Origin of the sequence: Rhodocytophaga aerolata (assembly GCF_030503435.1) — a bacterium.
GTDB lineage: Bacteria > Bacteroidota > Bacteroidia > Cytophagales > 172606-1 > Rhodocytophaga > Rhodocytophaga aerolata.
This window is the reverse complement of the sequence record NZ_JAUKPO010000010.1, coordinates 60,689-74,358: the sequence shown is the minus strand read 5'-3', so window position 1 is coordinate 74,358 and position 13,670 is coordinate 60,689. Positions and strand designations below refer to the sequence as shown.

The 13,670-nt window shown below is 40.8% G+C and carries 12 protein-coding genes; 9 read left to right on the top strand and 3 right to left on the bottom strand.

What is annotated here, in order from left to right; translation table 11 throughout:
* The first annotated feature begins 85 nt into the window (after positions 1-85).
* Both Q0590_RS17790 and Q0590_RS17785 read left to right on the top strand, forming a co-directional pair.
* Positions 86-676: a hypothetical protein gene (locus Q0590_RS17790; RefSeq protein WP_302038932.1), complete on the top strand. Its 591-nt coding sequence runs from the start codon at positions 86-88 to the stop codon at positions 674-676.
* Between the two features lie 56 nt (positions 677-732).
* The gene (locus Q0590_RS17785; protein WP_302038931.1) at positions 733-1,185 is read left to right on the top strand and encodes a hypothetical protein; all 453 of its coding nucleotides are present in this window, start codon (positions 733-735) and stop codon (positions 1,183-1,185) included.
* An 85-nt stretch (positions 1,186-1,270) separates the two neighbouring features.
* On the opposite strand, the gene Q0590_RS17780 is transcribed toward Q0590_RS17785, so the two are convergent.
* Both Q0590_RS17780 and Q0590_RS17775 read right to left on the bottom strand, forming a co-directional pair.
* Positions 1,271-2,431: a hypothetical protein gene (locus Q0590_RS17780; protein WP_302038930.1), complete on the bottom strand. Its 1,161-nt coding sequence runs from the start codon at positions 2,429-2,431 to the stop codon at positions 1,271-1,273.
* Positions 2,418-3,389, bottom strand: coding sequence for a DUF2157 domain-containing protein (locus tag Q0590_RS17775; protein WP_302038929.1), 972 nt, complete (start codon positions 3,387-3,389; stop codon positions 2,418-2,420). Before Q0590_RS17775 ends, Q0590_RS17780 begins: the two co-directional genes overlap by 14 nt.
* Before the next feature lie 348 nt (positions 3,390-3,737).
* On the opposite strand from Q0590_RS17775, the gene Q0590_RS17770 reads away from it, so the two are divergent.
* From Q0590_RS17770 to Q0590_RS17740, 7 genes are all read left to right on the top strand, one after another.
* A complete protein-coding gene (locus Q0590_RS17770; protein ID WP_302038928.1) occupies positions 3,738-5,273 on the top strand; it encodes a T9SS type A sorting domain-containing protein in 1,536 nt (511 codons plus the stop codon).
* Positions 5,274-5,401: 128 nt separating this feature from the next.
* The gene (locus Q0590_RS17765; protein WP_302038927.1) at positions 5,402-7,810 is read left to right on the top strand and encodes a prolyl oligopeptidase family serine peptidase; all 2,409 of its coding nucleotides are present in this window, start codon (positions 5,402-5,404) and stop codon (positions 7,808-7,810) included.
* A 382-nt stretch (positions 7,811-8,192) separates the two neighbouring features.
* Positions 8,193-9,050, top strand: coding sequence for a phosphatase PAP2 family protein (locus Q0590_RS17760; protein WP_302038926.1), 858 nt, complete (start codon positions 8,193-8,195; stop codon positions 9,048-9,050).
* A 275-nt stretch (positions 9,051-9,325) separates the two neighbouring features.
* Positions 9,326-10,891 (top strand): F0F1 ATP synthase subunit beta, encoded by a 1,566-nt coding sequence (atpD, locus tag Q0590_RS17755; protein WP_302038925.1) that lies wholly within the window; start codon positions 9,326-9,328, stop codon positions 10,889-10,891.
* Between the two features lie 71 nt (positions 10,892-10,962).
* A complete protein-coding gene (gene atpC / locus Q0590_RS17750) occupies positions 10,963-11,208 on the top strand; it encodes an ATP synthase F1 subunit epsilon (RefSeq protein WP_302038924.1) in 246 nt (81 codons plus the stop codon).
* A gap of 165 nt (positions 11,209-11,373) precedes the next feature.
* On the top strand, positions 11,374-11,922 hold the full coding sequence (locus Q0590_RS17745) for an RNA polymerase sigma factor (protein WP_302038923.1): 549 nt from the start codon (positions 11,374-11,376) through the stop codon (positions 11,920-11,922).
* 1 nt (position 11,923) lies between these two features.
* Entirely contained in the window at positions 11,924-12,742 is an 819-nt protein-coding gene (locus Q0590_RS17740) for an anti-sigma factor (RefSeq protein ID WP_302038922.1), read from the top strand.
* A 115-nt stretch (positions 12,743-12,857) separates the two neighbouring features.
* On the opposite strand, the gene Q0590_RS17735 is transcribed toward Q0590_RS17740, so the two are convergent.
* Positions 12,858-13,655, bottom strand: coding sequence for a M48 family metallopeptidase (locus Q0590_RS17735; RefSeq protein ID WP_302038921.1), 798 nt, complete (start codon positions 13,653-13,655; stop codon positions 12,858-12,860).
* Positions 13,656-13,670 lie beyond the last annotated feature (15 nt).

The window sequence follows — 13,670 nt, the reverse complement described above, 5'->3', positions numbered from 1 at the left end:
CTATTGTTTTACCGTGGGTTACTAATCAGTATAATTTCCATCAAGAGCATCCAATTTTTAATTCCTCTTTAAATTATCTGAGACAATGAACAACAGAATACTTGGCCTTTTAGCCATAGTAGGTGCTCCCTTTTTGCTTATAGATTATTGTATCCATGGCCAGAATGGCGGTGGCGAACAGTTTGAACATACTTCCCTGAGTGGAATATTTTCAATAATTTATATCAGTGCCTGGATGTGCAGCATGGTTGGATTGAAAAATATGTATGCCGCCGGAGACACGAAGAATAACAATCTATGGATACTTATTCCCATAGTCACTCTTTCTATGGCAAATATCTGGAATGTGTGGGAAACCATTCAGCCGGGAGCTAATACTTTACTTTATCATTTGTTAGATGCTTTCTGGCCTATTAGTAATATAGTCATGTTCTTTTTTGGCATCCGGGTGATATGGGTAAAAAAACTACAGGGCTGGAAAAGGTTTGTGCCTCTACTGGTAGGACTGTGGTTGCCTTTAAGTATAGTATTGAGCCTTGTTGCCGGACTTACGGTAAGCAGCATGTTAATTAGCGGATTATATTCAGCTTTTGCTTGGGCTATCTTAGGGTATGTAGTATTTACCAGCAAGCCAGATAATAGACTTGCGTACATACCGATTCGGGTGAGGCGTTAATTCAGCAATTAACAATCTATTCAATTAAATCACTACATACTTTAGAGTCTACTATCATGTTCTTACGTACGCTTATCTTGGGTGTAACGCTGCTTTCACTAATGCTTACCGGATGTGTAAACAGCAAAATAAATAATGCTCAACCTCTACGTAGTTTCTCTTCAAAATCAGTAACTTTTAATATTTATACAGAGAATGATTTCAGTGATGCCCGATGGAGTGATGCCAAAGTACAAATTAAACTAGCAGTGTCCCGTATCAATAAGCAACCTTATGCGCAAACAACAGAATTTGATACGACACTGGCCTGGATAGAATTTAAAGATTTACCTGAAGCCATGAAAAAAATCCAGGTGGAGAAAAAGATACCGCATGTAAATGAAAACCAGGAAGCTATCTCTGTGAGCTATGCTTACACAACATCTATTGATGGCTATGTGAAATATAGCCTAAAAAATGATATCATTGATAAATGGGAAGCTAAAAAGGAAATAAATATACAGTTATGATATATACACTGAACCACCTTCCAGATTTAGTTGCTTCCTAATTCTGGAAGTGGTTCAGTGTAAAATTATTTTTGAAAGGTATTACTTAATAATTACCACCGGCACCGCCGCCGCCAAATTTCCCCCCACCAAAATCGAAGCCCTTATCTGGAGCAGTGGGCGAACCGGCAGTCTGGGCAATTAAAATTGCTTCTGTCTGTTCTAAACTTATTTCTTCCTCTGAGCGGTCTTCTGTGTATGTATACCTTCCGGGCTTTTTCTTGAGGTAATTAATAGCAAAATAGGCAACAGCCAGTAAAATCCCTCCACCTATCGTGAGCGTAACCTCGTAATGCCCAAGGCTGAAATAATACTTAAAAGTGATTACAGAAATTGCCAGAAGTAGTAGACCTATTCTTAGCAGCAATCTATCCTTTTTTTCAAGTCCAAAATAGATATATGCAAAAGGAACGACGGCTGTAAATACCCAGAAAATAAAGGAAAACGGAATGCTGAATCCAGGAAACAACTGTTCTCCTAAGCCTTCTACAACAAAATAGTTTCCACTTATGTAAAACAGAATAAGGCAACAAGCTTCTAAAACTGTCAGGCAGTTGGCCCAGAAACGCAACACCTCGTTTTGTTTTTGAGTGCGGACCAAATAATATGTGCCTGCTGTAAATACCATACATGCAAAAGGAATAAACCTGGCGGCTACAGTGCTTTCCTTAAAAAGGTAAAAGATAATAGCTGTACTACAAGCAAAACTAAAAGCTGTACCTACCGTGTCAGTGTAACGTACGGCAGCAACCAGCAGTAAAGGGAGTGCTGCCAGAAAGTATAATGCCTCGTATTTCTCAAATAGCGGAGCAAATAGTAGACTGATACCCACAATCGCCAGGATAACTGCCATATACAGAAGCGCATCGTCAATCCCAGCCTGATAGAATTTTTTTTCTTTAATAACAAACTCCAGTGTTGCAAATAACCCTACACTAAAGAAGACGCAGACGATGCCTGTGCAGGTTTCATTCCGGAAGTTTTCTATCAGTGTTACGCCAAGAAGGCCAAAAATGCTGCTCACCAATATCCAGCAGAAAATACCCAGCCCAATGCGTATAAACAGATTAGGTGTGTAAAAATGGGATTCAAACTTCTGTTGGATTTCCTGTAATTGTATGGAAGAAAGAAGCCCCTTCCTGTACCAATTTCTGGATTGTCTTTGTATAGCTAAGGCATCCAGCCACTGTGTATTATACGCTATCATTGCTTTGAACTTTTAAAATTTTCTTATACTGTGCCAGAAAAATAAGAATAGCAGCACAGGAAACTATGAAGTACCAGAAAATGGCATTGGAATGGAGAGCTTCAATCTGGAACATCAGGTAACTTATTCCCCAATAGGCATAGAGTACAGCCATTACCAGAAAATAAAAAGAATTTTCCTTTTTCGCATAGAATATGGCCGATAGAGTTGCCAAAGCCAGTAAAGCAGAAAAGAGCATGGTATGATCCAGGGCCATTAATCCGGCCAGGCAGGAAATAAATAAAATATTTGCCCCAAAATTCAGATAGATAGAACTAAAGTGTTTTTTTATATGCTGCTGTGCCAGCAAGAAAGAAGCCCCACATAGCACAATACCCAGAATAATGCCTGTGTAAATAATACGGGCACTGGCAAAGTTGTTGTTATCAAATATATCTAAGGGAGTTACAGCTATTCCCAGCCAGGAGGCCAGAGCAGTAATAGCCATTGCTAGTATACCTTTGTGGTCGAAATAATAGGCCACAAAAAAGAACAGTACCATTGGTATAAAAGTAGCCAGCCCGTATTTCTGACCAAACACCTGATATTGATATTGAAGATAGCCTTCTAATATCAAAAAGGTAAAACAACCCAGCAAAACAATGTAATCAAAATAAGGAGAAGGACTTTCAGCACGGGAAAGACTAAAAGCTGCTTTGTGTTTTTCGGCGTACCAGAAACAGGCAAGGCAAACAGCAGCAATTAAAGCAATAACTGCCTGATGGCCAATTGTGTCAATGTTCAGATAAATAAGCAAACCTAAACCGGTGTTCAGCAAGATTACACCCAGATATAAAATAGTCTTCAGTTCCCAATGTAGCGAAAATGGATGCTCACGTTCATACTCCTTAATCTGCTGAACCTGTTCCCGGCTTATAAGTTGCTCATCTGCTAATGTTCTTAAAATCGTTTCATTCATATAAATTTAACTAAGTGATAGTAAATCAGCCTACTTATGATTGTATTATAGACAATATAACAAATTACCAGCCAGCTATAAAAATATCCGGACAAATACGTACATTTTGGAATGTAATTTCTTTGCCCGGTAATTAGGCTTTCATTGAAACTCCATAGGGGTAGTAAATAATTAAAACCAGGCTGTATCTATCTTGTCAGTTCAGCTATAAATCAAGGATAGAAAACAGGAACAGGCATTTACATTGTTACCAAAGCGGTATAATCTAGTATTCAATAGTACAACAGGTGTAAAAGAGTTTTCCAGACTCTATTCATACAATTTCCACAAGATCAATTGCTGCCTTTTATGATGAAGCCTGTTTTACTGGCCATATTTTTATGGCTAACTTTCTATCCGTTAGCTGCTCAGCAAGGCTGTACCGATCCTCAGGCTACCAATTATAATCCGAATGCTACACATAACAATGGAAGTTGTAGCTATGCAACTACTAATTATACGTTACCTCAAGGGGTTTTATTGAATACCAACCTAAATGAGAACTCTGGTTTAGCGTATGTAAATGGTGATTTGTGGACGTTTAACGATGGAGGTAATGCAGCTTCATTATATAAAATTAATCCGGCTACCGGACAGATTCTGCGGACCGTACCTGTCACTAATGCAACGAATGTAGATTGGGAAGATATTACCGCCGATGATCAATACTTATACATTGGCGACTTCGGGAACAATGCAAATGGCAACAGACAAGATTTAAAAATATATAAAATAACACTAACTGACTTATACAATGATCCGGTATTGGGCGTAAATGCCGAAGTAATTAATTTCGCATATAGTGACCAAACCGATTTTACTCCAAAGGGAGAAAACAGAACTGAATTTGATTGTGAAGCTTTTTTTGTGAGAAACAACCAGCTGCACTTATTTTCCAAAGATTGGATCGGCCCTTTGTATCAAACCAAACACTATATAGTACCTACTGCTCCTGGTTCATATGTCGCTACGCTTGAAGAAACATTTAACGTAAACGGAGCAATTACCGGAGCGGACATAGCCAGGGATAATACCAATGAAATTGTACTTATTGGTTATCATCCAAATCCTTTTGATTCAAAATTATTTATGTGGCTCTTATTTGATTACCATGATGATTCATTTTTTAGCGGAAACAAGCGGCGCATAGAATTGGGTTTTGCTTTTGTGAAAGGCCAAATTGAAGGAGTAACATATATTGGGGAAGGAATTGGTTATATGGCATCTGAACGCGTAGATATTTTGAACCTTCCTGCTAACCTCTATACTTTCACTTCGGTAAATTGGGTGCCCTTGCCAGTAAACCTGCTCAACTTTAACGTGACCTATACTTCACCTGATATACAAATTTCCTGGCAAACAGCTACTGAAACAGAAAGCGGCTATTTTGCCCTGGAACGGTCTGTAGATGCAATTTTATTCGAAGAAATACATCGGCAAGCAGCAGCAGGTACCTCAAATTCTATACAAAGTTACCGGTATACAGATAGGAAAGAAGGGAGCCATACCTATTACTACCGCTTAAAAATGGTGGACAAGAATGGGAAATTTACCTATTCCTCTATTCAAACTATTGATGTTACCGATAAGCGTATTTTGCAGATCAACCCGGTGCCAGCCAGACGAGGAGAGTATCTAGAAGTTACCTATTCGCCTGGTAATACCCCTAGCCCTATACAGATCAGCCTGTGGGATACAAAGGGGTATACTTGGCTACAAGGAAATTACCTATCATATCCTGCTAGTGGAATTAAGTTAGACACCACTCATCTGCCGCCAGGAATATATATTCTACAGGTGGCAGATACGCAGGAAGTAATTACACAAAAAATTCTGATCTTGTAACATATACAACAAGCTTTTACCAAGCCTTATGGGTATGGGAACTGGGCAGCAATCAAAAGTAACCGTTTTATTAGCAAATTATGCCTTACAATCCGTAATTTCGCCGGATATTGCAAACCAGGCCATTCATGAAACACATACTCTTCTATTGTATATTCCTGCTTTTTGTTCCTTCTTCCATCTTTGCTCAAACCTCTCAACTTGCACCACTCACCGTAGAGAAAATTATGCGTGACCCCAAATGGATGGGAACTTCACCCAGTGATATTTTCTGGTCCGAGGATAGCAAGCAACTCTTTTTCAAATGGAATCCGGATAAAAATGCTGCCGATTCATTGTATACAGTTTCTGTGAGCAATCTCACGCCGGCAAAAGTTTCCCCAACTAAACGGGTAAGCCTGCCGGCAGAAGGAACTTATAACCGCACACGTTCCGAAAAAGTGTATGAAAAGAATGGAGATATCTACTGGATGGATACAAAAAAGGGTACAACCAGGCAGATAACAAGCACTCAGGCAGCAGAGGTAAATCCGGTATTCAGTTTTGATGAGAAAAAAGTACTATTTACCAGAGAAGACAACCTGTTTGCCTGGTATCTGGCCGATGGAAGCACAGTTCAGTTAACAAATTTTAAGAAAGGAAAGGCCAAAGAAGAGGAGAAAAAAACGGAGGCCGATAAGTGGCTGAATAAAGATCAACTAACCTTTTTTGAGGTAGTAAAAGAGAGAAAAGAGAAGAAGGAACTGACGGAAAAAATTACAAAAGCAGAAAAGCCTAAAGCGCCTAAAGAGATATATCTGGATGACCGTACTGTTTCAGCTATTGGTTTAAGTCCCGACGAAAAGTACATTACTTACCGGTTAGCCAAATCGCCAAAAACCATTAAGGCAACAAAAGTACCTAGTTACGTTACCGAAAGCGGCTACACGGAAGATTTACCTGCCAGGGTTAAAGTGGCTAATTATCAGACTACTTATGAATTTTTTGTGTATGATATTGCCAAAGACACCATGCTTGCAGTTTCTACAAAAGAGATACCCGGCATATCCGATAAACCAGATTATGTAAAAGAGTATCCACAGAAAGCCGCATCTACAAACGATACTACGGCAGCTAAGAAAGCTGAACAACGGCAGATAGTATTGCATGGGCCGTACTGGTCTCCGGATGGCCGCTTCTCAGTAATGGTTGCCAGATCAGCAGATAATAAAGACCGCTGGCTCTTAAATTTCGACATAGCCACTCGAAAAATAAACGTTCTGGATCGTCAGCGGGATGAGGCTTGGGTAGCAGGTCCGGGTATTAACGGCGGCTGGACTAACCCTGGCGATCTGGGCTGGCTTGGCGATAACCATACCATATGGTATCATAGCGAGGCAGATGGCTACTCACACCTCTATACTATAGATGTGGTTACTGGCAATAAGAAGCAGTTAACTAAAGGAAACTATGAAGTGTCGAATGTGGTGCTCTCTAAAGATAAAAAGCATTTCTTTTATCTGTCTAATGAAGTACATCCAGGTGAAAAACATGTATATAAATTACCGGTGGCCGGAGGTAAAGCTGTACAATTAACTTCCGGTACAGGTGCCTATGAACCGTATCTTTCGCCGGACGAGAAATACATTGCTCTGCGTTACTCTTCGGCTACCAAACCCTGGGAGTTGTTTTTGATGGAAAACAAGGCAGGTGCAAAACCCAGACAAATAACGCAATCGCTCAGCGATGAATTTAAATCGTATACCTGGCGGGAGCCTGAGGTGCTTAGCTTTCCTGCCAGAGATGGAGCAAACGTGTATGCCCGGTTATATAAACCTGCAAAGGTAGTACCCAACGGGCCGGCAGTTATATTTGTGCATGGAGCCGGATATCTTCAAAATGCCCATAAATTCTGGAGCCAGTATTTCCGCGAATATATGTTTCATAATCTGCTGGTTGATAATGGGTATACGGTGTTAGATATTGATTATCGTGGCAGCGCAGGCTACGGACGCGACTGGCGGACCGGCATTTACCGTCATATGGGCGGAAAAGATTTAACTGATCATGTAGATGGTGCGAAGTTTTTAGTCGAGAAACAGGGGGTAGACCCAAAAAGAATCGGTATTTATGGTGGATCATATGGGGGCTTCATTACACTGATGGCCATGTTTACACAGCCTGATGTATTCAAAGCTGGCGGTGCGCTGCGGTCCGTTACAGATTGGGCACATTATAACCATCCTTATACTTCTAATATTCTCAACGAACCGCATACAGACAGCCTGGCCTACGCGAGAAGTTCGCCTATTTATTATGCCGAAGGTTTGAAAGGCCACCTGCTGATGTGCCATGGTATGCTGGATGTTAATGTACACTTTCAGGATATTGTTCGCTTAACCCAGCGCCTGATTGAACTTAAAAAAGATAACTGGGAGCTGGCGGTTTATCCTATGGAAGACCATGCCTTTGTAGAGCCCAGCAGCTGGACAGATGAATATAAACGTATTTTTAAATTATTTGAAGAACAATTAAAAGCAGAAGGGGACGGAAAGTAAATGCTGCCTTTCCTGCTCACGTAGGAGACTATTGTAAGCTTTCTTCATAGCCTCAAATATTATGCGGATTAAAATATACCTGGTACTTGCAAAGAAATTACCTCTGTATCTTTGCATGTGTATACAAAATAGTGGTGTATTATAATTTGATTTTCAATGGTTTAGCCTGTGTTTGTTAGAGTAAATTAGTGCTAGGATATTTTATGCTTCTCGGGGTAATTACCCAGCGAATCCGGTAATAAGGTATGAAGAGAAAGGCTATAAACTATCAGCCAATCTGGTAGCTAGCAGAAATATTCCAGGGTACTATAGCAGATAAAACGATTTCTATATTTTGCATATAAACTTATGCTAATTTTATCCACCACCTATTTATATAAGTATGTACTACCACCTTCCAAAATTGCCAATGCCAGGTTTTCTGGTACTTCTTTTTCTGTTTATTCATACTGGTTCAATGGTTCCTGTTTTTGCGCAGGATAGCCAGGATAGTATTGTTGTGAAAAGAAATATTTTTAAGAGAGTAGCCATAGATGGAAAAAATACCATTTTAACAGTAGTACAAACCTATGCCAGGCCATTTCACTGGCAAAAAAGGGATTTCGCCCGGTTAGGAGGGGCTTTTCTGATTTCTGGCGCAGCCATGTTCATAGATGAACCGGTGTATAAAATGATGCAACGGAACCAAAGGCCAGTATTTGATGAATTAGAAAAAGTTGGTAATTTTTTAGGTCAGCCAGAATACAATTATCCTTTTATGGTTGCTTTGTGGGCAAGCGGCGTACTGGTAAACAACGATTGGTTACGCGATACTGGTATTATGGTTATAGCCTCTGTTACAACCTCTGGTTTATTGCAAACCATCGCCAAAGAGGCTGTTGGAAGATCGCGGCCTGAATTTGAAAGAGGTGCCTTTAGCTTCAAGCCTTTTGGAGGGGCCGATTATCACTCATTTCCTTCTGGCCATACTATGTTATCGGTAGCAACAGCCTGGATTCTGGCCCGGCAAATAGATTTTGTCCCTTTAAAAGTAGTATTTTATGCGCTTCCTGTCATTACTGGCGCTTCCAGAGTATATGTAGGTGCCCACTGGCTTTCAGATATATTGCTCGGCTCAGCCTTAGGAATTGCCTGTGCCGAAAGTGTATTAAAACTATACCCCATGATAAAAGAAAAAAATAAGCATTCTTTTACGGTTGTTCCTACGCCACAGGGGGTAAGTATGGTAATGAAATTTTAACCGGACATAGCAATCAGCCTACAGAGGTAGTAGAATCGTTCAGTCCATCAGTCAATAGGAATAGTGCAGGTAGTTTGCTATAAAATTTACAGATACATCCATCCGAAACAATCAGCTACAGGAAATGGCTTTATCCTATGCTGGCATTTAGTATCCTAAATACTTGACCGGTAGGTATGTAAAAGTAATGTGGCAATGCTTTGGATTGAGTAAATTATCGCTTACTTTTGTGCTCTGAAAAAAAAGCCTTTCTTTTTAAAATAAAATCATAGAAAATGTTAAATAACGATTCAACGAATTCAAACGGTAATCTGACTAAAGGGGATGGTGCTGTTAAACGTAACGTTGGCAAAGTTACCCAGGTAATTGGGCCAGTAGTAGACGTAAGCTTCGAAGGAGAGAATGCCCGGCTTCCCAGAATATTGGATGCTTTGGAAGTAACGAAGGCAAATGGACAGAAAATTATACTGGAATGTCAGCAACATTTGGGAGAAGACCGGGTAAGAACCATTGCGATGGATAGTACAGAAGGGCTGCAACGTGGTATTGATGTAATTGATATGGGTAGCCCGATTAAGATGCCTACCGGTGAAGGAATCAAAGGCAGATTATTTAATGTAGTAGGAGAGGCGATAGATGGTATTCCTCAGCCTGCCTCTGGTCCGGGTTTACCTATCCACCGTTCTGCCCCCCGTTTTGAAGACCTTTCTACTTCTACAGAGGTACTTTATACTGGGATTAAAGTGATTGATTTGATTGAGCCGTATGCCAAAGGGGGTAAAATTGGATTGTTTGGTGGTGCTGGTGTAGGAAAAACCGTTTTGATTCAGGAGTTAATTAACAATATTGCCAAAGCTTACTCAGGCTTATCAGTGTTTGCTGGTGTTGGCGAGCGTACCCGTGAAGGAAATGACCTGCTGCGCGAAATGATTGAAGCAGGCATTGTTACCTATGGTGATAAATTTATGCATTCCCTGGAAAATGGTGGATGGGATTTAAGCCAGGTAGATCCTGAAACATTGAAAGATTCCAAAGCAACCTTTGTGTTCGGGCAAATGAACGAGCCGCCTGGAGCACGTGCCCGTGTGGCGCTTTCCGGATTAACGATTGCCGAACACTACCGGGATGGCGATGGTACCGGCAAAGGCCGCGACATTCTGTTTTTCATCGATAATATCTTCCGCTTTACGCAGGCTGGTTCTGAGGTATCTGCTTTGTTAGGCCGTATGCCTTCTGCCGTAGGTTACCAGCCTACACTAGCCACCGAAATGGGCGCCATGCAGGAACGTATTACGTCTACTAAGCGGGGTTCTATTACTTCTGTACAAGCAGTATATGTACCTGCCGATGACTTAACTGACCCGGCTCCTGCTACAACGTTTGCCCACTTGGATGCTACTACCGTATTGTCCCGTAAAATTTCTGAGTTAGGTATTTACCCTGCGGTAGACCCACTAGATTCTACATCCCGTATTTTAACAGCAGACATTGTAGGAGAGAAGCACTACCGTACAGCACAGCGGGTAAAAGAGATACTGCAACGCTACAAAGAATTACAGGATATTATTGCTATCCTGGGTATGGACGAACTGTCTGAAGAAGATAAACTCGTAGTATCGCGTGCACGCCGGGTACAACGGTTCTTATCACAGCCATTCCACGTAGCCGAACAATTTACCGGATTAAAAGGCGTGTTGGTGCCCATTGAAGAAACTATCAAAGGCTTCAATATGATTATGGATGGAGAACTAGACCATTTGCCTGAAGCTGCATTTAACCTGGTGGGTAATATAGAACAAGCCATAGCCAAAGGAGAAAAACTTCTGGCAGAAGCAAAATAGTGATTATTGATGAATGATTATTAGGTATATACTTAGTAATCATTCGTCATTTACCATTAATCAGTACACACATGTATTTAGAAATTATTACGCCTGATCAGAGAGTTTTTGCAGGAGAAGTGATCTCTGCCCAGTTTCCTGGAGTGAAAGGATCTTTCCAAGTGTTGAATAACCATGCTCCACTGATTAGTTTGTTAGAGAGAGGAAAAGTTACGATCCGGACTACACAAGGTGAACAGGCAGTAACTGTAGATGGGGGAGTAGTAGAGGTGTTGGATAATAAAATAACTGTTTTAGCAGAAGCGGTTCTCTCCTGAAGCATAAACTAATGTACTAGCAAAGCCTTTCAATAGAGAAAGGCTTTTCCTTTTTGTTATTTTTTAAGCCAACTATATATTGTTCAGGCCATAAAAATCTTCAAACAATAATAGATTTGGTTTGTTTATCTGGTAATTAATCTTTTCGTTTCGCTCGAGCAGGCTTTGTACAAAACGCTGTCTACCATTACTGAAAAAGAACTTGTTGGTTTGTTAAAAAACAAAGACAAGAAGGGGTTTGAATTGTTGTATGACAACTATTCCAGGGTGCTGTATGGTATTGTGCTCAAAATTGTCCATTCAGAATCATTAGCAGAAGACGTATTACAAGATGCATTTGTCAAGATCTGGAAAAATATTGATGCCTATGATGCTTCCAAAGGCACTTTGTTTACATGGTTATTGAACGTATGCCGCAACACCGCCATTGACAGATTACGGTCACAAAGTTATAAGCATACAAACAAAATCCAGTCATTGGATAATCACGTAAGTATGATGGATGGCCAGTCACAAACACAATCAGCCGTAGATCATATAGGGTTAGATAAGGTCGTAGACACCCTGAAGCCGGAACAAAAGATTATTATAGATTATATATATTTCAAAGGATTTACCCAGGCAGAAGTCGCCGAAGAGTTAAATATTCCATTGGGAACGGTAAAAACCAGGGTCAAATCTGCCATCAATCATTTAAGAGAATTCTTCAAATAAATTGGATATACAAGCTTACATAGCATCGGGAGTTCTGGAGAGTTATGTGCTTGGCATTGCTTCTCCTGAAGAAACAGCTGAAGTAGAACGCCTGGCCAAACAATATCCCCAGATAAAGGCTGAAATTGAAGCCATACGTGCATCGTTGGAAGCCTATATTATGCAACATGAACAGGTGCCTCCAGCATCATTAAAGAAGAAAATCTGGTATAAGCTGGAACAACTGGATACTGACGAGGTAAGTATGCCAGAAGAGATAAGCCTGAACAGTTCAAGGGAAACAAAAACTGGTAGAAACTTTACGATGTACTGGCTTGCGGCAGCCGTTACCGGATTTATTTTAAGTATTGGCCTGAACGCTTATTTATATAACCAGCTAACAGATACGAAGCAACAATTAGCAGCGGCAACTACCAGAAATCAAAGCCTAAGCGCCAGCCTGCAAGTACGCCAGACGGATTATACACAGGCCCTGGCAGAACTGGAAATTTTACGTAATCCGGATAACAGGCCCATCTTCTTAGGGGGGCAGGAACCTGCTCCAGGTGCAGCCGTTATGGTTTATTGGAATAAAGATAAGCAACAAGTACACCTGGCCGTACACAACTTACCGGCGCCAAGCCCTGATAAACAGTATCAGTTATGGGCCATTGTAGATGGTAAGCCGGTAGATGCAGGCATGTTGGAATTAAAAGAACAAGGCCCTCAACTACAAAAAATGAAGAATATTGGTAAAGCAGAAGCTTTTGCTATTACACTTGAGAAAAAAGGGGGCAACCCAACACCCGAAGGCCAAATTTATGTGTTAGGTAAGGTATAAGTACATAAGATCACTGATAGATTCTACATTAATACTACTTCATATACAAAAAGGACAGAGCCAACGCTGTCCTTTTTGTTTGTATGTTCTGAAGATTACAACGGTTGAACGGATCTTATACGCCACCTTTCTGATAATATTTCATGGCTTTCGGGATGAGTTTCTCCAAATCTTTGATACGGGTTTCCGGAGAAGGGTGGGTGGATAAGAATTCAGGTGGTGAAGCACCGCCTGCTTTTGACATCCGTTGCCAGAAAGGAACAGCTGCATTTGGATCGTAGCCAGCCATAGCCATAAAGATCAGTCCAATATGATCAGCTTCCGATTCCTGGTTACGCCCATAGGCCAACAACCCTAATTGTGTACCAACGCCAGCTGCCTGCATAATAATTTGCTTGGTTAGCGTAGGATTCTGTCCGGCTAAAATGGAGCCACCTTGTAATAAACCATTGGATAATAAACCCTGGCTAGCTCTTTCATTGCCATGCGCAGCAATGGCATGGGCAATTTCATGGCCCATTACTACTGCAAGACCTGCTTCATCCTGTGCTACTGGCAAAATGCCGGAATAAACCACTACTTTTCCGCCAGGCATACACCAGGCATTCACATTTTGGTCTTGCACCAGATTAAATTCCCATTTATAGCCTGCAATTTGTTCTGTCAGGTTATTTTGCCGCATATACATTTCCACCGCTCTTTGTATCCTGGTTCCAACTTCCTTCACCATATTAGCTTCCCGGGAGCTTTGTACCACTTTATTTTCTTGTAAAAATTGCTTGTAAGCAGCAAAAGATTGTGCATTTAATTCTGAATCGCTTACCAGTTTTAATTGACGGCGTCCAGTGACCGGCACTTCTGCACAGCTTACCATCAGCCATAGTACGGAAAAAGCTACTATTATCTTTCTCATATAAATCAAATTGTG